The 21,446-nt window shown below is 70.8% G+C and carries 15 protein-coding genes; 7 read left to right on the forward strand and 8 right to left on the reverse strand.

What is annotated here, in order from left to right:
• Nucleotides 1-292 precede the first annotated feature (292 nt).
• Complete coding sequence (locus tag MTF69_RS02765) at nucleotides 293-1,279, reverse strand: ADP-ribosylglycohydrolase family protein (protein ID WP_243330295.1); 987 nt, start codon at nucleotides 1,277-1,279, stop codon at nucleotides 293-295.
• Between the two features lie 278 nt (nucleotides 1,280-1,557).
• Here MTF69_RS02765 and MTF69_RS02770 point away from each other — a divergent pair, with 278 nt between their 5' ends.
• The 3 genes from MTF69_RS02770 to MTF69_RS02780 all read left to right on the forward strand — a co-directional run bounded on the left by MTF69_RS02770 (nucleotide 1,558) and on the right by MTF69_RS02780 (nucleotide 8,671).
• A complete protein-coding gene (locus MTF69_RS02770; protein WP_243330296.1) occupies nucleotides 1,558-2,289 on the forward strand; it encodes a VIT1/CCC1 transporter family protein in 732 nt (243 codons plus the stop codon).
• 378 nt (nucleotides 2,290-2,667) lie between these two features.
• Entirely contained in the window at nucleotides 2,668-7,218 is a 4,551-nt protein-coding gene (gene gltB / locus MTF69_RS02775; protein ID WP_243330465.1) for a glutamate synthase large subunit, read from the forward strand.
• Nucleotides 7,211-8,671 (forward strand): glutamate synthase subunit beta, encoded by a 1,461-nt coding sequence (locus tag MTF69_RS02780; protein ID WP_243330297.1) that lies wholly within the window; start codon nucleotides 7,211-7,213, stop codon nucleotides 8,669-8,671. The genes gltB and MTF69_RS02780 overlap by 8 nt, the downstream gene beginning before the upstream one ends.
• 124 nt (nucleotides 8,672-8,795) lie before the next feature.
• Here the strand turns inward: MTF69_RS02780 and MTF69_RS02785 are convergent, their stop codons facing one another.
• Complete coding sequence (locus tag MTF69_RS02785; protein WP_243330298.1) at nucleotides 8,796-9,578, reverse strand: GntR family transcriptional regulator; 783 nt, start codon at nucleotides 9,576-9,578, stop codon at nucleotides 8,796-8,798.
• The gene (locus MTF69_RS02790) at nucleotides 9,575-10,123 is read right to left on the reverse strand and encodes a GntR family transcriptional regulator (RefSeq protein WP_243330299.1); all 549 of its coding nucleotides are present in this window, start codon (nucleotides 10,121-10,123) and stop codon (nucleotides 9,575-9,577) included. Before MTF69_RS02790 ends, MTF69_RS02785 begins: the two co-directional genes overlap by 4 nt.
• Nucleotides 10,124-10,269: 146 nt before the next feature.
• On the opposite strand from MTF69_RS02790, the gene MTF69_RS02795 reads away from it, so the two are divergent.
• A complete protein-coding gene (locus tag MTF69_RS02795) occupies nucleotides 10,270-10,659 on the forward strand; it encodes an ATP-binding protein (RefSeq protein ID WP_243330301.1) in 390 nt (129 codons plus the stop codon).
• Between the two features lie 180 nt (nucleotides 10,660-10,839).
• On the opposite strand, the gene MTF69_RS02800 is transcribed toward MTF69_RS02795, so the two are convergent.
• Nucleotides 10,840-11,610 carry a CHAP domain-containing protein gene (locus MTF69_RS02800; RefSeq protein WP_243330303.1) on the reverse strand — a complete coding sequence of 257 codons (771 nt, stop codon included), beginning with the start codon at nucleotides 11,608-11,610 and terminating at the stop codon, nucleotides 10,840-10,842.
• A 254-nt stretch (nucleotides 11,611-11,864) separates the two neighbouring features.
• On the opposite strand from MTF69_RS02800, the gene MTF69_RS02805 reads away from it, so the two are divergent.
• The 3 genes from MTF69_RS02805 (at nucleotide 11,865) to MTF69_RS02815 (ending at nucleotide 16,659) form a co-directional block, all read left to right on the forward strand.
• Nucleotides 11,865-12,899 carry a helix-turn-helix transcriptional regulator gene (locus MTF69_RS02805; RefSeq protein ID WP_243330304.1) on the forward strand — a complete coding sequence of 345 codons (1,035 nt, stop codon included), beginning with the start codon at nucleotides 11,865-11,867 and terminating at the stop codon, nucleotides 12,897-12,899.
• A gap of 212 nt (nucleotides 12,900-13,111) precedes the next feature.
• Entirely contained in the window at nucleotides 13,112-15,691 is a 2,580-nt protein-coding gene (locus MTF69_RS43320; protein WP_243330306.1) for a molybdopterin-dependent oxidoreductase, read from the forward strand.
• Nucleotides 15,688-16,659 (forward strand): xanthine dehydrogenase family protein subunit M, encoded by a 972-nt coding sequence (locus MTF69_RS02815; RefSeq protein ID WP_243330307.1) that lies wholly within the window; start codon nucleotides 15,688-15,690, stop codon nucleotides 16,657-16,659. Before MTF69_RS43320 ends, MTF69_RS02815 begins: the two co-directional genes overlap by 4 nt.
• Before the next feature lie 57 nt (nucleotides 16,660-16,716).
• On the opposite strand, the gene MTF69_RS02820 is transcribed toward MTF69_RS02815, so the two are convergent.
• The 4 genes from MTF69_RS02820 to MTF69_RS02835 form a co-directional block, all read right to left on the reverse strand.
• Entirely contained in the window at nucleotides 16,717-17,382 is a 666-nt protein-coding gene (locus MTF69_RS02820) for a M15 family metallopeptidase (protein WP_243330308.1), read from the reverse strand.
• Entirely contained in the window at nucleotides 17,375-17,842 is a 468-nt protein-coding gene (locus MTF69_RS02825) for a hypothetical protein (RefSeq protein WP_243330309.1), read from the reverse strand. The genes MTF69_RS02820 and MTF69_RS02825 overlap by 8 nt, the downstream gene beginning before the upstream one ends.
• A gap of 2 nt (nucleotides 17,843-17,844) precedes the next feature.
• Nucleotides 17,845-20,196: a glycoside hydrolase domain-containing protein gene (locus MTF69_RS02830; RefSeq protein ID WP_243330310.1), complete on the reverse strand. Its 2,352-nt coding sequence runs from the start codon at nucleotides 20,194-20,196 to the stop codon at nucleotides 17,845-17,847.
• Nucleotides 20,197-20,477: 281 nt separating this feature from the next.
• Nucleotides 20,478-21,440, reverse strand: coding sequence for a hypothetical protein (locus MTF69_RS02835; protein ID WP_243330311.1), 963 nt, complete (start codon nucleotides 21,438-21,440; stop codon nucleotides 20,478-20,480).
• Nucleotides 21,441-21,446: the final 6 nt, after the last annotated feature.

A 21,446-nucleotide genomic window follows, 5' to 3' on the forward strand; every position in this document is an offset into this window, starting at 1 on the left:
TGGGGCCGGGAATTGCTCTGTGGGGTCCGCTCCGGCCGGGCGCCGTCCTGCGGGGTCGCCTCGGAGAGGTGGGCCGCGGGTCCCCCCGGCTCGCGGGGCGCCTCGCGGCCTTCGGCCGGATCCGGCCGCCCGGGCGCCCCCGGGACGGGCGACGGCGACGGCGACGGGGACGGGGACGGCGACGGGGACGGGGACGGCGACGGCGATGGGGACGGCGACGGTGGCGGCGACGGCGACGGCGATGGGGACGGGGACGGCGACGGCGGCGGGGGCGGGGTGGTTGGGGTCAGGGTCATCGGGGGGTCTCGGTTTCCGGGGTGAGGAGGTCCGCGATGTCCAGGACGTGGTAGCCGCGCATCGAGGGGAGGCAGCTTCCGCGGACCGGGCCGATCGCCGAGGACCAGGCGGCCGGGATGGCGGGGGCGCCGGACATCGCGCCGGCGAGCGCGCCGGCCACGGCCGCCGTGGTGTCCGCGTCGCGGCCCATGTTGACCGCCATGAGGACGGAGGAGGGGAAGTCGCCACCGCATGCGGCGAACGCGCCGAAGGCGAGGCCGACCGCCTCCGGGGCCAGGTCCGTCCAGGGGTAGCCGCCGATGACCACCGCCGAGCGGACCGCCCGTTCGCCGCGCGGGGCGGCCGTCACGGCGCGGCGCAGGGAGCGGGCCGTCCAGGAGTCCGAGGGGATGACGGAGAGGGCCGCCGAGATGACGGACGCCGCGGAGCCTCCGGCCATCGCCGCCGCGACCCCGGCCGCGACGGCCTGGCCGCCGTAGATGCCCTCGCCGTCGTGGCTGACGCAGCCGTCGATGGCGACCAGCCGGGCGGCTTCGGCGGGCCGGCCCGCCGCGAAGACGCCGAAGGGCGCCGCCCGCATGGCCAGACCGTCCGACCAGGCGTGCCGGTGCTGGGCGGAGATGGGGGCCGCCAGGCCCCGGCGGAGGTTCTCCAGGGTGCCGCGTTCCGAGAAGCCCGCACCGCGGAACGGGCCTTCGTCGAGGTCCGCGATCCAGTGGTGCCACGCCCGTTCGACGTGGGCGACCGTCAGCGCCGATCCGTGGCGGGCCAGCAGGAGGCCCGAGAAGATCGCGTACTCCGTATCGTCCGTGCCCGCCGGGTCGTCCGAGACGAAGCCCTCGATCCGGCCCCACTTCGCGCGGATCTCCGAGGGCTTCATGTTCTCCGCGGGGGCGCCCAGCGCGTCACCCACCGCGAGTCCGAGAAGAGCGCCCCGGGCCCGTTCGAGGAGGACCTGCGGATTGCATGCAATCTGCTTCATCAGCTCCATGGCGCGCCTCTCCCACTTGATGGGACTCATATTGAGCCCTTGGGGGATTTGTGCCATGGCATGTGGTTTGTCGCTCGTCGCGAAACACCCGCCGCGGGCCGCCGTCACCCGGTCGCCGATCCCCAAAACCCCAGGTAAGTACGGCCTTCCTTGCTGGCGGGCGGCAAAAATCGTGCGTAGTTTCGAGGTGTTCCGGGGGAGTGGGTGTCCGCGCGTCGTCCATGGCACAGCTCTGTGCACCCACTCGTACAAAAGGGGAGATAGTCGGCATGTCCATCATCGATATCGAAGCACCGCTTCACACCGCCCACCGCGACAACCACACCCACCGTGACGTCAACGGCGGATGGCTGCGCCCGGCGGTCTTCGGTGCGATGGACGGGCTGGTCTCCAACCTCGCGCTGATGACCGGTGTGGCCGGCGGCGCCGTCGCCCCGCACGTCATCGTCGTCACCGGCCTGGCCGGCCTCGCCGCCGGCGCCTTCTCCATGGCGGCGGGGGAGTACACCTCGGTCGCCTCCCAGCGCGAGCTCGTACTCGCCGAACTGGACATAGAGCGCCAGCAGTTGCGTAAGCACCCCATCGACGAGATGGAAGAGCTGGCCGAGCTGTACGTCTCGCGCGGCGTCGAGCCGGCGCTGGCCCGCGAGGTGGCCATGCAGCTCTCCCGCGACCCGGAGCAGGCGCTGGAGATCCACGCCCGCGAGGAGCTCGGGATCGACCCGGACGACCTGCCGTCGCCGATGGTCGCCGCGGTGTCCTCCTTCGGATCGTTCGCGCTCGGCGCGCTGATCCCGCTGCTGCCCTACCTGCTCGGCGCGGTCACTCTGTGGCCGGCGGTCCTGCTGGCGCTGCTGGGGCTCTTCGCCTGCGGCGCGGTGGTCTCCCGGGTCACGGCCCGGTCCTGGTGGTACAGCGGGCTGCGCCAGCTCGTCCTGGGTGGCGCGGCCGCGGGTGTGACGTACATCCTGGGAACCTGGATCGGTGGAGCCGTAGGCTGACCGCGCAGGGAGTGAGACACTATGCAGTAGGCAACATAAGTAGTCAGTTACTCGGCGGTTTCGATCCTGTGTCCGCCGGGCATCAGACCCCCTGGGCGCCGGGCAATGAGGCCCGCCCCGTACCGGGACCTTCGTCCCGTGTCCCGATTGCCGGACACCTGCGAAAGTCCCCTCTTGTCTGCTCCGTGCAGTGTCCGCATGCTGGAATGGCATATCCGCTTCGCGGGATTGTCGTCATCATGTAATCTGCACGAAATTTCGCAGAGGGCCAACGTCGTCCCTCGGCTATGCACATATGCCACGACGACGACGGGAGAGCCGATGCGTTCCGCATCCACGCACTCCGCGACCGGCCTCAGCAACACCGCCTGGTCGCCCATGGACGGTCGCCCCGCCCAGCAGGGCATGTACGACCCGCGCAACGAGCACGACGCCTGCGGCGTCGGCTTTGTGGCCAACCTCACCGGCGAGGCCAGCCACACGCTGGTCGAGCAGGCGCTGACCGTATTGCGGAACCTCGAGCACCGAGGCGCCACCGGATCCGAGCCCGACTCGGGCGACGGCGCCGGCATCCTCTCCCAGGTCCCGGACGCGTTCCTGCGCGACGTGACCGGTTTCGACCTCCCCGAGGCCGGCGCGTACGCCGTCGGCATCGCCTTCCTCCCCGCCGACGGCACCGCACAGGCCGTCGCCGTGGAGCAGATCGAGGCCATCGCCGCCGAGGAGAACCTCACGGTTCTCGGCTGGCGCGAGGTTCCGGTCACCCCCGACCTGCTCGGCAACGGCGCCCGCGCCACCATGCCGGCCTTCTCGCAGCTCTTCGTGAGCAACGGGACGAGCGGGATCGAGCTGGACCGCAAGGCCTTCGTACTGCGCAAGCGCGCCGAGCGCGAGGCCGGGGTCTACTTCCCGTCGCTCTCCGCCCGCACGATCGTCTACAAGGGCATGCTGACCACCGGCCAGCTGGAGCCCTTCTTCCCGGACCTCTCGGACCGCCGCTTCGCCTCCGCGATCGCCCTGGTCCACTCCCGGTTCTCGACGAACACCTTCCCGTCGTGGCCGCTGGCCCACCCGTACCGCTTCGTCGCGCACAACGGCGAGATCAACACGGTCAAGGGCAACCGGAACTGGATGCGGGCCCGCGAGTCCCAGCTGGCCTCCGGCCTCTTCGGCGAGGGCGCCCTCGAGCGGATCTTCCCGATCTGCACCCCGGACGCCTCCGACTCGGCCTCCTTCGACGAGGTCCTGGAGCTGCTCCACCTCGGCGGCCGGTCCCTCCCGCACAGCGTGCTGATGATGATCCCGGAGGCGTGGGAGAACCACACCTCCATGTCGCCGGCCCGCCGCGCGTTCTACAAGTACCACTCCACGCAGATGGAGCCGTGGGACGGCCCCGCCTGCGTCACCTTCACCGACGGCACCCAGGTCGGCGCGGTCCTCGACCGCAACGGCCTGCGCCCCGGCCGCTACTGGGTCACCGACGACGACTTCGTCGTGCTCTCCTCCGAGGTCGGCGTCCTGGACATCGACCCGGCCAAGGTCGTCCGCAAGGGCCGCCTGCAGCCCGGCAAGATGTTCCTCGTCGACACCGCCCAGAAGCGGATCATCGAAGACGACGAGATCAAGGACGCGCTGGCCGCCGAGCACCCGTACGCCGAATGGCTGGAAACGGGCGAGATCGAGCTGACGGACCTGCCCGAGCGTGAGCACATCGTGCACACCCACGCCTCGGTCACCCGCCGCCAGCAGACCTTCGGCTACACCGAGGAAGAGCTCCGCGTCATCCTCGCGCCGATGGCCCGCAGCGCCGGCGAGCCGCTCGGCTCCATGGGCACGGACTCCCCGATCGCGGCCCTGTCCGAGCGCCCCCGGCTGCTCTTCGACTACTTCACCCAGCTCTTCGCGCAGGTCACCAACCCGCCGCTGGACGCCATCCGCGAGGAGCTCGTCACCTCGCTGCTGTCCTCGCTCGGCCCGCAGGGCAACCTGCTGGAGCCGACCGCCGCGTCCTGCCGCAGCGTCACGCTGCCGTTCCCGGTGATCGACAACGACGAGCTGGCCAAGCTCATCCACGTCAACGCCGACGGGGACATGCCGGGCATGAAGGCCGCCACCCTCTCGGGCCTGTACCGGGTCTCGGGCGGCGGCGAGGCGCTGGCCGCCCGCATCGAGGAGATCCGCGGCGAGGTCGACGCGGCCATCGAGAACGGCGCGCACCTGATCGTCCTCTCGGACCGTCACTCCGACGCCGAGCACGCGCCGATCCCGTCGCTGCTGCTCACCTCCGCCGTGCACCACCACCTCATCGCCACCAAGCAGCGCACCCAGGTGGGCCTGCTGGTCGAGGCCGGCGACGTGCGCGAGGTCCACCACGTCGCGCTGCTCATCGGCTATGGCGCGGCCGCGGTCAACCCGTACCTCGCCATGGAGTCCGTCGAGGACCTCCTCGCCGCGGGCACCTTCCTGTCCGGCCTGGAGCCGGAGCAGGCCATCAAGAACCTGATCTACGCGCTCGGCAAGGGCGTCCTGAAGGTCATGTCCAAGATGGGCATCTCCACCGTCGCCTCCTACCGCGGCGCGCAGGTCTTCGAGGCCGTCGGCCTGAACGAGGAGTTCGTCGCGGCGTACTTCGCGGGCACCGCCACCAAGATCGGCGGCGCCGGCCTGGACGTCATCGCCAAGGAGGTGGCCGCGCGCCACACCAAGGCGTACCCGGCCTCCGGCATCGCGGCCACGCACCGCGCGCTGGAGATCGGCGGCGAGTACCAGTGGCGCCGCGAGGGCGAGCCGCACCTGTTCGACCCGGACACGGTCTTCCGCCTGCAGCACGCCACGCGCAACCGCCGGTACGACATCTTCAAGCAGTACACGGACCGGGTGAACGAGCAGTCCGAGCGCCTGATGACGCTCCGCGGCCTTTTCGGGTTCCGGACCGACGAGACTGGGGCCCGGCCCTCGATCTCCATCGACGAGGTCGAGTCGGTCGCCGACATCGTCAAGCGCTTCTCCACCGGCGCCATGTCGTACGGCTCCATCTCCAAGGAGGCGCACGAGACCCTCGCCATCGCCATGAACCAGTTGGGCGCCAAGTCCAACACCGGTGAGGGCGGCGAGGACCCGGACCGCCTGTACGACCCGGCGCGCCGCTCCTCCATCAAGCAGGTCGCCTCCGGCCGCTTCGGTGTCACGAGCGAGTACCTGGTCAACGCGGACGACATCCAGATCAAGATGGCGCAGGGTGCCAAGCCCGGCGAGGGCGGCCAGCTGCCCGGCCACAAGGTCTACCCGTGGGTCGCCAAGACCCGGCACTCCACCCCGGGTGTCGGCCTGATCTCCCCGCCGCCGCACCACGACATCTACTCCATCGAGGACCTGGCTCAGCTGATCCACGACCTCAAGAACGCCAACCCGGTCGCCCGCATCCACGTGAAGCTGGTCTCCGAGGTCGGCGTGGGTACGGTCGCGGCCGGTGTCTCCAAGGCCCACGCGGACGTCGTCCTCATCTCCGGCCACGACGGCGGTACGGGCGCCTCCCCGCTCACCTCGCTGAAGCACGCGGGCGGTCCCTGGGAGCTCGGCCTCGCCGAGACCCAGCAGACCCTGCTGCTCAACGGGCTGCGCGACCGCATCGTGGTCCAGACGGACGGCCAGCTCAAGACCGGCCGCGACGTCATCATCGCCGCGCTGCTCGGCGCCGAGGAGTTCGGTTTCGCGACCGCGCCGCTCGTCGTCTCCGGCTGCGTCATGATGCGCGTCTGCCACCTGGACACCTGCCCGGTCGGCATCGCCACCCAGAACCCGGTCCTTCGGGACCGCTTCTCCGGCAAGCCCGAATTCGTCGTCAACTTCTTCGAGTTCATCGCGGAGGAGGTGCGCGAGCTCCTCGCCGAGCTGGGCTTCCGCACCATCGAGGAGGCCGTCGGTCACGCCGAGCTCCTCGACACCAGCAAGGCCGTCACGCACTGGAAGGCGCAGGGTCTCGACCTGGAGCCGCTCTTCTACGTGCCGGAGCTGCCCGAGGGCGCGGTCCGCCACGCCCTGATCGAGCAGGACCACGGTCTGGAGAAGGCGCTCGACAACGAGCTCATCCGCCTCGCCGCGGACGCGCTGGGCGCCGACTCGGCCGAGACCGCCCAGCCGGTCCGCGCCCAGGTCGCGATCCGCAACATCAACCGCACGGTCGGCACCATGCTCGGCCACGAGGTCACGAAGAAGTTCGGTGGCGCGGGCCTGCCCGACAACACCATCGACCTGACCTTCACCGGCTCCGCCGGCCAGTCCTTCGGCGCCTTCCTCCCCAAGGGCGTGACCCTGCGCCTGGAGGGCGACGCCAACGACTACGTCGGCAAGGGCCTCTCCGGCGGCCGCGTCGTGGTCCGTCCCGACCGCGGAGCCGACCACCTGGCCGAGTACTCGACCATCGCGGGCAACACGATCGGCTACGGCGCCACCGGCGGCGAGCTGTTCCTGCGCGGCCGCACCGGCGAGCGCTTCTGCGTCCGCAACTCCGGCGCCCTGGTCGTCTCGGAAGGCGTGGGCGACCACGGCTGCGAGTACATGACCGGCGGCACCGCGGTCGTCCTCGGCGAGACGGGCCGCAACTTCGCGGCGGGCATGTCGGGCGGCGTCGCGTACGTCATCGACCTGGACCCGGACAACGTCAACGTCGGCAACGCGAGCGCGCTCGAAGCCCTCTCCGACACCGACTCCCAGTGGCTGCACGATGTGGTGCGCCGCCACGAGGAGGAGACCGGCTCGACCGTGGCCGCGAAGCTCCTGGCTGACTGGACCGCCTCGGCGGCCCGCTTCAGCAAGATCATCCCGACCACGTACAAGGCAGTGCTCGCCGCCAAGGACGCCGCTGAGCTCGCCGGACTCTCCGAGTCCGAGACCACGGAGAAGATGATGGAGGCGGCGACCAATGGCTGACCCGAAGGGCTTCCTCACCACCCCGCGCGAGACCGCCTGCACCCGTCCTGTGGCCGAGCGCCTCAAGGACTGGAACGAGGTCTACGTTCCGGGCTCGCTGCTGCCGATCATCAGCAAGCAGGCCGGCCGCTGCATGGACTGCGGCATCCCGTTCTGCCACAACGGCTGCCCGCTCGGGAACCTGATCCCCGAGTGGAACGACTTCGCGTACCGCGAGGACTGGACCGCCGCCTCCGAGCGGCTGCACGCGACGAACAACTTCCCGGAGTTCACCGGGCGGCTGTGCCCGGCGCCGTGCGAGTCCGCCTGCGTGCTCGGCATCAACCAGCCGGCCGTCACCATCAAGAACGTCGAAGTCTCGATCATCGACAAGGCGTGGGACAACGGCGACGTCACCCCGCAGGCGCCCGAGCGCCTGTCGGGCAAGACCGCCGCGGTCATCGGCTCCGGCCCGGCGGGTCTCGCCGCGGCCCAGCAGCTGACCCGGGCCGGCCACACCGTGGTGGTGTACGAGCGCGCCGACCGCATCGGCGGGCTGCTGCGCTACGGCATCCCCGAGTTCAAGATGGAGAAGGTGCACATCAACCGCCGCATCGAGCAGATGCGCGCGGAGGGCACCAAGTTCCGTACCGGCGTCGAGGTCGGCCGCGACATCACCGCCACCGACCTGCGCAAGCGGTTCGACGCGGTGGTCATCGCGGCGGGCGCGACGATCTCCCGCGACCTCCCGGTCCCGGGCCGCGACCTGGGCGGCATCCACTTCGCGATGGAGTACCTCCCCCTCGCGAACAAGGTCCAGGAGGGCGACTTCATGGCGCCCCCCATCACGGCCGAGGGCAAGCACGTGGTCGTCATCGGCGGCGGCGACACCGGCGCGGACTGCGTGGGCACCGCCCACCGCCAGGGCGCGGCCTCGGTCACGCAGCTGGAGATCATGCCGCGTCCCTCCGAGGACCGGCCGACCGGCCAGCCCTGGCCGACCTTCCCCATGCTGTACAAGGTCACCTCTGCTCACGAGGAGGGCGGCGAGCGGATCTACTCCGTCTCCACCACCCACTTCGAGGGCGACGAGGACGGCAACGTCCAGGCCCTCCACCTGGTCGAGGTCGCCTTCGAGGACGGCAAGCTCGTCCAGAAGCCCGGCACCGAGCGCGTCCTCCCCGCGCAGCTGGTCACCCTGGCGATGGGCTTCACCGGCACCGACCAGGAGAACGGCCTCACGGCGCAGTTCGGCCTGGCGATGGACGCCCGCGGCAACATCGAGCGCGACGCCTCCTACGCGACCAACGTCGACGGCGTCTTCGTCGCCGGCGACGCCGGCCGCGGCCAGTCGCTCATCGTCTGGGCCATCGCGGAAGGCCGCTCGGCCGCCCGCGGCGTGGACCGCTTCCTGACCGGCACCAGCGCCCTCCCGTACCCGGTCAAGCCGACGGACCGCTCGATCACCGTCTGACCCGCAGTACCCCCGGCTCCGGCCGGGACCCCTCATGCGGTCCGTACAACGAAGTACGGCACTCGACACAGCGCCCGCCACGTCCCCGACCAGGGGTGGCGGGCGTTGTGGCGTTCCGGGGCGGTCAGGCTTCGGGCGTGAACTCGTACTGGAGCTCGTACAGGTGGCCTGCCTTCACCATCACGGTGACCTCGATCGGCTGTCCCTCCGCGCTGTACACCGTACGGAGGGTCCGCAGGACGGGCAGGTCGCCTGGCAGGCGCAGTGCGGTGTACTGCTCCTGCGTCGCGACCCGAGCGGAGAGCCGGTCCACGCTGCGGTGGGGCGGGAAGCCGAGTTCCCTCAGCAGGGTCGGAGTGCCGCCCCGGATCCGGCGGGGCTCTGCGAGTGCGGTGCCGCGCGCGAGGTCGGGCGGGTAGTACGAGCTCACCAACTCGGCGGGTTCGCCCTGGATGGTGATCAGCTGGCGCCTGCACACGGCCGGACTGCCTTCAAGGAGGCTGAGCGCGGCAGCGACATCACCGACGACGGGCACCTCTTCCACCACCAGCAGGGTGCTGTGAGCTGTGCCGGCCGTTTCCGATGCCTCGGCGAGCCAAGGGAAGGCCGCCCCGTCCACGGCCGGCGTCAGGGAGCCGGCCGGGCGAACGGTCCGTTGCCGGGTGTCCCGCACGGTCACGGCCGAGCCCGCACGGCCCAGGGCCAGTCCCTCGTCCTTGAGTAGCTGGACGGCCTTCTGGATCGTGGCGTTGGAGGCATCGAACCGGGTCTTCAGCCGCGCGGTGGAAGGCAGCTTCGATCCCGGTTGGAGGTCGCCGCTCATGATCTCGTCCCGCAGATCGGCGGCGATGCGGGCATGGAGCGGCCGGGGGTCGGGGCCTGCGGCTTCGGAACTGGACAGGGTCATGCGACCTCGATGTCGATCTCGTACCGCAACTGCTGGCGTCCGGCAGGCATGACCATCACGTCGGCCTGGATCGGCCGGCCCGCCGAGTCGTAGGTGGTCCGGGCGAGTTGGAGGACCGGCTCTACCGGTCCGAGACGCAGGTGCTCCCGCTCCTCGGGGCCGGGCATCCGCGCCGTCACGTTCTCGACGACCCGTACGCCGATGTGTCCCAGCCCGGCCAGCAGGGTCACCGCGCCGCCTCGGATCTTCGCCGTTCCGGCCAGAGGGGTGCCTGCGGCGATGTCGACAGGGTAATAGGTGTCGGTCAATTCGGTTGGCTCGCCGTCGAGTTCGATGATCCGGCGGCGGACGATGGCGGTCTCCCCGGTTGCGAGGTCGAGCATCCGGGCGACTTCGGCCAGGGTGTCGGCCTCGCCGGCGTGCAGGATGCGCTGCCCGCCGCGACGGCCCGCGGCCTCGGCCTCGGCGGTCCAGGCGTCCGCGTTCCCGGCGGCGCGCGGAGTCAGGTACGGCATCGACGTGCTGGTCCATCCGCTGCCGCTCACGCTGCCTCCCGAGTATCCGCCGCTCTGCCGGTCCCCACGTTAAGCGACACCTCTGAGCTATCCCAGCCTGCAACCTTGCTGCTTTTCGCGAATAGCGATACGTTCTGTAGGGCCTTGGAAGCTCAGCGTTAAGGCGGTGGGGTGCTATGTCCTTGTCTCGGCAGCAGCGGTTCCCTCGGGCCCGTGCCTCGGTGCGCGCGGCCCGTCAGTTCGTGGGTGACACGCTTGGCGATTGGGGTGTGTCCGAGCGGCGGGATGACATGCGGCTCTGCGTGTCTGAGCTCGCCACGAATGCCGTGCTGTACGGGGTCCCGCTGGGGCGGGAGTTCTCCGTACGCTTGGAGTGGGAGGGCGGGATCGTGGTGATTGAGGTGCGTGACAGTGGCCCCGGTTGTCCCGTCGTGCAGCAACCCGACCTCGGCGCCCGGAGCGGTCGGGGGCTGTGGTTGGTGGTCGAGCTTGCGGACGAGTTCCAGATCCGCGACGAGCGGGTGGGCAAGACGGTCTGGGCCGGCTTCAAGCTGGCGCCTGCGTGAAGTGAGTAGTTGGTGACACGGCGCCCGCCACGTCCCCGACCAGGGGTGGCGGGCGTTGTGGCGTTCGGGGTGCCGGGCTACTCGGCCCGAGGTGCGGCTCCCGTTGTGGTCCATCCGCTGTCGCTCATGTTGCCTCCTGGGTGTCCGTCGCTGACCGGCGATGTGCAGGTTCGGGGGCCGTCAGAGGGGCTTGGGGGAGGTGTAGCCGACCACGTACGGGGAGACCGCCGACTGCTTGGTGTTCTTGTAGGTGAGTTTGTCGCTGGAGTTGCCCTCTACCGAGAAGTAGGCCTTGTACGTGGTGCTGTAGGCGGTCAGCACGCCGACGTGGTCGATGATGCCGTCCCCCTCCCAGTCGTAGCTGACGGCGTCACCCTTCTTCGGAACGTAGGTGTTGGCTGCCACCTGGGCGCGGGTGTGCCAGGTGCCGTTGGCGCGGCCGTAGTCGCGGAAGGAGGCGGCCGAGGCGTTGAGGCCGGTGACCTTGGCGCCGCCCCAGTACCACGTGTACTTCGCGAAGTCGGAGCACCAGGCACGGGACTTCCAGTTCACCGTGGTCCAGGTCTTGGCGCCGTCGATGTACATGTAGCCCTTGCTCTTGCCGCAGGTGGCGCCGTTGGTGCCGGTGCGCGGGGCGCTCGTACCGTCGAAACGGCGGTTGCGCGGGTCGGTCCAGAAGCCGGTGTAGAAGTTGCAGTTGTTCTTGGCGTTGACGCCGTTGGCCGCGCCCTCGTACCTGCGCTTGCGCACCTCGGCGTTGTCGCTCGTGTACTGGCCGAGGGCCTGCGAGGCTATTTTGTCGCCGAGAGCGGATGCTTGCGCCGCCCCCGCCATGGTGAGGTCGCCGAGGGTCAGGCCGGCGGTCAGGGCCAGGACGGCCATCGCCTTGAGTGCGCGGTGGCGTCCCGTGCTGTGAACGGCTGCCGGGGATATCGGAAGTGGCGTCGTCATGGCATGACCTCATGAACTCGGATCGGATGGGGAGGGTGCGGGGGCGGCGAACCGGCAAGGAGGCCGAGCCGGGGCACGGATGCCCGCCGGCCGACCATCACCCGGACCGGAAAGCAGCGTCCAGTGATCTCCCTGTCCCGGACACCGGACGGATGTCCGGGCTGGTCAGGGGTCGGACCGGTTGGCAACTGGGCGTGGAAGATGGCGAGTTCTGCCGTAGCTGACAGGGCCTCGGGCTGGAAACCATGGGCACCATGGACCCCGCCGACGACCTGGAACCGGGAAGAGCCGACAGCGCCGCCGCGTTCATCGCTCTGCTCCGGGAGCTGAAGAGACGCTCCGGACTGACCTACCGGCAGCTCGAACATCGCGCCGCAGACCAGGGCGGGATACTCGCTCGCAGCACGCTCGCCGATGTGCTGGCGGGCAAGAAGCTTCCGCGCCCCGAGCTCCTGTCCGACTTCGTGCGGGCCTGCGGCGACGGTGGGCGGGTTGACGAGTGGCTCAGGGCCTGGAGCCGCATCGCCGCGCAGCCGCCCGCAGTTCCCGCGGTTCCCGCCGTTCCCGCCGTTCCCGCGGCTTCTGCCGTTCCCGCCGAGCACGCGGCGCCGCCGACGGACGAGTCGCCCGCCCGTCCCGGCAGGCGCCGCCGCCGACGTGTCCTGCTGGCATCAGCGGCCGTCGGGGTGCTGGCGGCAGCGGCCGTGGCCGCGGGCATCAGCGGCTGGCCGCCCGAAGGCTCCGGCGACCCGGCGAAGGCGGTCGTGCGCGAACCCCTCCCGGCGCAGCCGCCCGTCGGCAGCGCAGTGTGGATCCGCCCGGCCCTGGCACCGGGGCTCTGCCTGAGCGACGGCGTCGTCCGGGACCACCGCTACGACTCCCTGGTGGCCGTACAGCGTCCGTGCGAGGAGACCGCGCCGCAGCGCACGACCCTGGTGAACGCGGGCGTCGGCACGTACCGCATCCAGTGGCACCGGCCCGAGATGGGTCCGGGATGCCTTCGGCTGCGCGGGCAGGGGGCGGGCGCCGAACTGCTGGAGCCGTGGGACAAGTGCGATCTCGCCAGCCACTTCCGCTTCGAGCCCGCGCGGGCCGGGAGCGCGAGCGGCTATCGCATACGGGTCAACGAGCAGGGATGCGTGGGAATCAAGGGGGGCGGCGCCGAGACGGGAACGGAGGCCGTGGTCGAACCGTGTGTCGAGGACGGCCGACAGATCTTCACCGTTACCGAGGCGACCGAGGCGACCCCGGCGTCCCCTACGGCCTCCACCGCGTCGACCGCGCCGTAGCCGAGGCCCCCGGCTTCCCGCGATGCTCCGCGGCGGCACCTCCTACGGACCTCCGCCGGCGGCCGTGGGCACCTGACCGGTGGCTCAGCCAGGAGGACGACCCGCGGCAGCCCGGGGTGTGTGCCGAACTGCGGGGAGGGCGGGAGCGGGTTATCAAGGGGGGTGAAGGCGAGCCCGGGTGGTGTGGGGGTCGTCGCCCCCACGGTTGAGGAGTGCGTCTCGTGGAGTTCGAGGTCAATGGCGTCCTGTGTGCGGTGGACGTGGACGACGATCCGGCCGCCGTGGAGGTGGTGCGGGAGCAGTTGGGGCTGACCGGGACCAAGCTGGTCTGCTCCGGCGGGGTGTGCGGGGCGTGCACGGTGCAGGTCGACGGTGAGCCGCGGGTGGCGTGTCTGACCCCGGCGGTGCGGCTGGCCGGGCGGCGGGTCACCACCGTGGAGGGGCTGGCCGGTCACCCGGTCGGGCGTGCCTTCGCGGGTGAGGACGCGCTCCAGTGCGGTTACTGCACGCCCGGGTTCGTGGTCGAGGCGGCCGCGTTCTTCGAGCGGTGGCGGGCCGAGCACGGACGGAGCAGGCCGGGGCGGGAGGAGATCGCGGAGGCGCTGGCGGGGCATCTGTGCCGGTGCGGGGCGTACGAGAGGATCTTCAGCGCGGTGGCCGCCGCCTGCGCGGGCGCGTACGAGACGGATGCGGATGGCGGGGCCGCCGTTCCGCGCGCCGAGGCTCCGGAGAAGGTCGACGGGTCGGCCCGGTACACCACCGACCAGCGGCCCGAGGGGCTGCTGGTCGGGGTGATCATCCGTTCCCCGCACGCGCACGCCCACGTACGGTCCCTGGAGGCCGGTGACGTTCCGCTCGTGCCGCTGCTGCCCCCCGACGGCGTGGTCCGCTACGTCGGGCAGCCGGTGGCGGCCGTTGCCGCGCCGGACCGGGCCTCCGCGCGAGCGGCCGCCGAGCGGGTCAGGGTGAGGTACGAGGTGCTGCCGGCCGCCCTCGACGTGGGGCGGGCCCGGGCCGGCGAGGGGCCGCTGGTCTACGAGGACAAGGCGGCGCGCAAGCTGGCGCCCGGGGCCGGCGAGACTCCCCAACTGCTGCCCGTCCCCTGGCGCGGCAACCGGCGGGGCCCGAACGCCATGAGCAGGCGCCCCGCCACGGCCGTGCGCCGGATCACCCAGGCCCGGGAACGCAGCCCCGAGCGGGTGGTCGAGGGCGTGTTCACGACCGCCGCGCAGACCCACACCCCGCTCGAACCGCACGCCTGTCTGGCCCGCTGGGACGAAGGCACCCTCCACCTGGAGGTGTCCACGCAGTCGGTCAAGCAGGTGGCCGTACTCGCCTCCGAGCGGTTCGGCGTGCCCCTCGAACGGGTGGTGGCGCGGGCCGTCCACGTGGGCGGCGGTTTCGGCTGCAAGATGGGGCTGACCTCCGACATCGTCGCCGCGGTGGAGCTGGCCCGGCTGCACGGAGCCCCGGTGCGGGTGGTGCTGGACCGGGACGAGGAGCTCACCGACGGCGGGTACCGGCCCGGCACCCGGATCCGGCTGGCGATGGCCGCGGACGCCGCCGGCGAGCTGAGTGCGCTGGCCATGGACGTGGACAGCGACGGCGGGGTCTCGGTGGGCGGCAACGCGGCGCTACTGGCCCGGTTCATGTACGGCAAGGCCCCGCGCCGGCTCCGCGACTTCGACACGGTCACCCACCGGCCGCCCGGCGCCCCGTTCCGCGGCCCCGGCGGACCCACGATGTGCTGGGCCCTGGAGCAGGCCGTCGACGAGATGGCCCACCGGCTCGGCCAGGACCCCATCGCCCTGCGCCGCCGGTGGGACGGCAACCCCAAACGCCACGCGCTGTACGACCTGGCCGCGGCCCTCCCGGCCTGGTCGGGAACCCGCGGCGGCACCGGGCGGTTCCGCCGGGGAGTCGGCGTCGCCGCGGCCAACTGGATGTACTTCCTCGACCCCGTCACCGAGGTCGAGCTCACCGTCGAGGACGGGATCGTCGTCGCCCGCTGCGCCGTGCAGGACATGGGCACGGGCTCGCGCACCGTACTGCGCCGGGCCGTCGCCGAAGGGCTCGGCGTGCCGGAGGAGCGGGTGCGCGCCGAGGTCGGGCACAGCGACACCGTCCACGGGCCCACCTCCGGCGGCAGCCGCACCACGCCGTCGATCGTGCCCGCCGCCGTGGACGCAGCCGCGCGACTGCGCAGGGCGCTCGGCGCCGGTGACGGTGACCTGAGCGCCCGGCTGGACGGGGCGCACGGCGTACGGGTCACCGGCCGGCGCACCCGCGACCACCGGGGCTACGTGACCCCCTTCAACCTGACCACCGGCGGTGTGGCGATCGGCCGTGGCTTCACCGGATCGGTGCAGGTCGCCGAGGTGGAGGTGGACACCCGGCTCGGCCGGATCCGCCCGCTGCGCGTGTGGAGCGGCATCGCCGCGGGCCGCATCCACGAGGACCGCCTCGCCCGGAGCCAGTGCGAGGGCGCCGTCGTGCAGGGCGTCGGCTACGCCCTGTTCGAGGAGCGGCGCACCGACCCGGCCACCGGCCGGGTGCTGACCGACAACCTGGAGGACTACCGCATCCCCGGCATCGGAGACACCCCCGAGATCACCGTCCACTTCCATCAGGAGGGCTTCGCACACGTCCCCGGCGGAGGAGTCGGCCTCGGCGAGATCGCCACCCTGCCCACCGCGGCAGCCCTGGCCAACGCGGTCCACGACGCCACGGGCCGGCGCCCGTACGACATGCCCATCCGACCCGACCGCGTCCTGGAAGGACTGGCCACGTGAGCACGGAGCCCACCCTCACCGACCTCTCGGCCGCCGTCCTCGCCCGCGGCGGGGAGCTGCGCGCCGGTGGCACCGACACCACCGCCCGGCAGCGATCCGGCATCGCCCCGGGCCCGTTCACCGACCTCGACGGCGCAGGCGGCGCGGACGGCCTGCGCGGCTGTACGCCGCTGCCCGGCGGCGGGCTGCGGATCGGCGCCCTGACCACGCTCGCCGCGCTGGCCGCCGATCCGCGGGTGCGCTCCGGCTGGCCCGCCCTGGCGGTGTCGGCCGGGACCGCCGCGACCCCGCAGATCCGCGCCGCCGGCACGCTGGGCGGCAACCTGCTCCAGCGCAACCGCTGCTGGTACTACCGCAATCCGCACTTCAGCTGCCTCCAGAAGGGCGGCTCCGGCTGCCCCGCGCGCGAGGGTGACCACCACTTCGGCGTGGTCAGCGGCGACGGCCCGTGCGTCGCCCCGCACCCGTCGACCCTCGCGATGGCCCTGCTCACCTACGACGCCGGGGCCGAGATCCACGGCGAATCGCCGCGCACCGTAGCCGAGTTGTACGGGGACGGCGCCCGGCTCCACCAAGCCGACCACCTGCTGGCACCGGACCGCATCCTCACCGCGGTCGTGCTGCCGCCGCCCCTGCCGGGCGAACGCGCCGCCTGCCACCGCGCCACCAGCCGCGCCCACGGCGAATGGCCCCTGGTCGAGGCCACCGCCCGGCTCGCGCTGGACGGCGCCACCGTCACGCACGCCGCCGTCGCGGCGGGCGGGGTGGCACGGGTTCCGCTGCGGCTGCCGGAGGTCGAGGCCGCCCTGATCGGCCGTAAGGCCACCCCCGATGCCCTCGCGTCGGCGGCCGCGACGGTACTGGCCCGCTGCCGGCCGCTCCCGCAGACCGGCTACAAGGCCACCCTGTTCCGCGACACCGTCCTGGAGGTGCTGGAACGGGCCGCAGCTCCTGCCCCCACCGGTTAGCGTCCCGCCCGCCGTACGGTTGAACACGAGAGCCCGCCCGCGCCAAGGCCGCCCTGGTCAGCGTGTGGCGCGTGCGGCCTTTCGGCGTCGCTCCGGGAGGAAGGCGTCCATGGCTCCAGCGCCTTGGCCTGGCCGGCTGTCCCAACCGTCGATACGGGTGGCGAGGGCTGTCAGCCGACGGTCGCCGGGCTTGACCGCGATGTGGAAGTGGCTCTCCTTGGGTGTCCTCTCGTCTCCGCCCCATCGCACCATTCCCTCGCACTCGGCGAGGATGTCGCGGACGACGACGACCTCGTTGGGGAACAGTCCGCCCGCCGCACCCACCGGGTAGAGCAGGGGGCGGATGGTGAGGGCGGTGCCCGAGAGGTGGTTGCTCTCGTAAGCCTGGGCGATGGTGCGATCGCTGCGGTGGCCTTCGACATCGCCTACCCGGAGGGTGTCGATCTCGTAGTGGAAACGGCGTGCCACATACAGCAGGACGCTGGCAGGGGCCCCCTGCGTGACGGCGACCGTCAGCCCGCTTCCCTCTATCGGAATGCGCGGTGGGGCCGTGACGACGGGCCAGCCGTTGGCGCTGGTCCTCCCTGCCCAGCGAGTGGTTCGGACGGACGCGGCCGAGGCGGTGCCGCCCGTGCCGACGGCGGTCAGGGCTGCCGCAGTGCCAAGGCCGAGGCCGGCGGTGAGCAGGCGGCGCCTGGGTATCTGTGCAGGAGTGTCACTCATGATCGTTCTGTTCCTTCAGGAGACGTTCGGGTTCTTTGATGTAGGCGCGCGCCCCGGCCACGGCCGACCCTGCACCCGCCGCCAGCAGTACGAGAACGCCCGCGCTGAGAGGGAGCGGTACGAGTGGGGTGCCGGTGCCGTCGTCCCAGTGGCAGACCGCAGTGGGGGGCAGGATCCGGCGTTCCACCCGTTGCAGGTCGGCCTCCTCGTGGGCGGTGTCGGGCTCGTCGCTGCGCAGAACGCACAGCTCGGCCTCATCCACCGCCATGAACGGGGTCGAGATGAACTGGGCGAAGCCGTACGCCATGCCGGCCAGGGCGAGCAGGGCGAGGGTGAGGCCGCCCCAGGTACGGGGCCGTCTGTGTGCGGGAACCTTGCGCTTCACCAGGCGGTATGTCTGCCGGGCGGCCCAGCCGGTGACGACAAGCGGGACGGCGAGCAGGAGGGTGAGGAGGAGCACTCCTACAGTTTGCCTTCGGCTCGCAGGCGGGCGGCTTTGGCCGTTTCCTGGCCGACCCGGTCCTGGATGGTGTCGGTGTAGCCCTTGACGAACTCGTCGAGTTTGTCGCCGGGGAGGGTCGAGGGCAGCATGACCCCGGTTCCGGCCGTCCACTGGATGAGCGCAGTACGTCCCGCGCTGAGCACGCTGCCGCCGCCGGTCAGCATCTCGTCGGCGATGGCGGCTGCCTTGGCGGCGCTGCCGCCCAGCCGGTTGGCGTAGTAGTCGCGGTGGCGGTGCAGGTGCCCTCCCCGCTGGTAGACGTCGCGGAGCGCTTCGACGATGTTGGTTCCCCCGCGCACCGCCCGGCCGATGTTGTAGCCGTCGATGTCCTCTATGAGGTCGTTGAATCCGAAGGTCGTGGTCACGTTGACCTTCGCGAGGCGGTCCATGCAGTAGGTGTAACCGGAGGACCAGCGGTCGCTGTCGCGTCGCCACTCCGCGTAGAAGGTGATCAGGTCGCCGCCCCAGCCGGCGAGGTCGCCGGGGTTGACGTCGCTGCCGGCGGCCAGACCGTGAAGGTCGACGCCGTTGGCCGCCGCCGCCAGGTGGTCGACCGACAGGTTCACGCCGCTGTTCGGGTCCTTGAAGTCCAAGAGGACCGCGAGGTTCTTGCTCTTGACGAAGTCGATGAACCCGAAGTCGGGTTCGCCGACCATGGCGATCCACCTGGCGTCCGTGTAGGTGGGGTGGCGCAGGTACTCCAAGACGTGGCGGTCGTGGCTGTAGCCGGCCTTGTTGTACTCGACCGACAACTCTCGCAGGCGGGAGGCGCTGGCGATGAAGGCGTCCACGCTGTCGTATCCGGGGCTGCTCACCGCTCCCACGCCGGGGTCCTGCGAAGGACGGTGGACGTTCCTGTCGATCTCGATCTGGCCGTCGCCGGATCCGACCGTCACGGTGGCTATCTGGTTGAAGGACCAGTTCGCCGGGAGGGGGAAGCCCATGTTGCCGGAGAAGCCCGTCGACATGCCGGACACGAAGGAGTACCGGGCGAAGGTCCGGTCGGTGATCCTCGCGCAGACGTTCCTGGATCCGTACACGCCGTGGATGTACCGCTTGCCCATGCTGGAGAGCCCGGCCGTGACGCCGTTGAAGTACGGAACGATGCGCGAGTCGATGTCCGGATCGGTGGCGTCGAAGTCGACTGCGAAGTACAGCACGGTTCCCCGGTCGAAGCCGTGCTGCACGGCGGCGATGTGGGCTTCCGTGGCGTCCTCGTGGCCCTGGTCGTAGGAGAAGTAGCTCAGGGCTCCGCCGTTGTACTGGGAGATGGGGAATACCCTCAGCCCGTTGCGGAAGATGGTCTCCAGCTCGCCGGGCTGGATCGCCTTGCCCATCCAGTGATCTGACGGCCTCTCGTCCAGATAGCGGCCGACGACCTTGTAACCTGCGGCCGTCAGGGCCTTGGCACGCGCATCGGTCACCGTTTTCGAGCAGTCCGCCGCGGTGGCCGGGCGTGAGGGGTCGCCGGTGGAGACGAGCAGCTGCGCCCAGGTCCGGAAGTCAGAGGTACCGTTCTTGTCCAGCATGGAGAAGTCCTGGAAGTCCTCGACGGCGCCGGCCAGGCCGGAGGTGAAGGTGTCGTTGAGTTCGACTCCTTCTCGCCTGTTGCAGATCATCGCGGCACGGAACAGGCGGACGAAGATGCCGCTGGCGCCGGTCGAGTACACCTTGTCTTTCATGCCGGCCTGGGTTCCGGGCCCGAAGACGCCGTTCGCCTGGGCGTCGGACATGCCCAGCTCGTACTGGATGGCGTAGATCAGCGCCTTCTGCACGTCGCGGGAGAAATGGCCGTCGGCAGGCATCACGAAGAACTGGGAGCGGCCGATGTAGGCGCCGTTCAGCCATCGCTGGACCGCGCGGATCGTCTCCGAGCCTCCGGCCAGCAGGACATAGGCGTCCATCGTCAGCAATGCCTTGAAGACCTTTGGCTGGACCATGCCGTTGGTGCCGTCCAGGCCGGCGTCGATCTTCATCTTCGCGACGGCCTGGGCTGTGGCGGCGTCGTAGTTGCCGTCCTGGTCTCCGCCCCAGTATCCCTTGCAGAACAGGGCGTGCTGCAGGATCCGCCGGATGTTCGCGTTCGGTTCGTTCGACCCGATGTCGCCTCGCTCGGCCAGCTTGGCCAGGCTGCCGGGGCCGAAGTTGGCCACGACCGGACTGATTCCCATCTCGTGCTGCAAGCCCATGGTGAGGGCGTACATGGTGGACCAGCCGGTGCGTCCGTCCTCGGGACACTTCTGGTAGCCGGTGACGCTCGCGTAGGTGGCGTTGACCCATTTCTGGGCCGTCAGGACCTTCTCGTCTGCCATTGTTCTCGGGCTCTTTCTCAGCTGGGGCGGGCGTGCCGGATTCTTGTGGCGGCCGGGGCGCCACCCCGCACAGGACGTGCCGGTCAGCCCTGCAGCCGTGGATTGCTGTGCGTTGTCTTGTGGAGAGGCCCGCACGGTCGCGGGCGGGAGCACCACGAGCCCGAACTCGTCCCCAGGCTCGGGACAGAGGCCTTCTCGGGGTGTGCGACGTGGGAGCGGGCGGCGGGCCCCGAACCTCTGCCCCAGTGATCCGGCCGTGGCGGGAGGCCGCGCCCCCGCGGTCAGCCCAGGGACTTCGCGGTGTTGCGCAACGCGGCTTGCTTGGCCGTCCTGATCGGTGCCATCTTGGATGCGTGCTGGTCGATGAGCTTCTGCTGGATCTCGGCGTCGGCCGTGTGCCAGATGCCGACGAGGTTGGTGTCGGCCTTGCAGGCGACGTCGGCGGACGCCGTGGCGATCTCCTCGGGAGTGATCGCGGATCCGGAGAACATCGGATCGTCATTGGCCTGCATCGGGTCCTTGTAGTCGAACCCCTTGCCCTTCATGCACTCCGACCACTTGGCGAACACCGACGTCACCCTCGGGTCCTGCTGGGACTGGCGGAAGCTCTGCCCGTTGATGTCCTGTGCAAGGTCGGCGTACAGGTTGTCGCTGCCGTCCGTCAGCGTACGGATCGCCTGCCCGATGCACCCGCCTTCCGGAATGGCCTTTGCCCCGAAGTTCTGCGGCGCGGCCATCGCGGACGCGCTGTCGCCGACCGCCTTGGTCGTACCGGTCATGACGAGCCACTGGTCATCGCTGAGCTCCGGTTCGGCTGAGCCTGCCGCCGTACCCTTCTTGTTCACGGACTCCGGCTTGTATCCGGAACGGGCCGCCTCCGCGGCGTTCACGGTGCCGTAGCGCAGCTCACTGAGCGTCTCCCGGGGATCGGCCAGACCCGGTTCCGGAAGGGTGAAACCGGAGAAGCCGAAGTCCCGCATGCACTGCTGCTGGATCCGCGCACTCGCCTGGCTCATCCTGGCGAACTCCGCCGGCGTCGGCAGGTACTGCTCGATCGGCAAGCTCCTGATCTGCGCCGCATCCGCGACCGGCGTGCTGCTGCCCTGGCCCGAAACGGAAGGGCTCACAGAATCCACGGGTTTAGCCTTGCCGGAGGCCCCTGAGGAGCCGGAGCAGCCCGTCATGAGAGAAATGGAGAGAGCGGAGACTGCAATGACAGCGATCTGATTCTTACGCTTGTTCATTATCTT

Origin of the sequence: Streptomyces sp. AP-93 (genome assembly GCF_022808175.1) — a bacterium.
Taxonomy (GTDB): domain Bacteria; phylum Actinomycetota; class Actinomycetes; order Streptomycetales; family Streptomycetaceae; genus Streptomyces.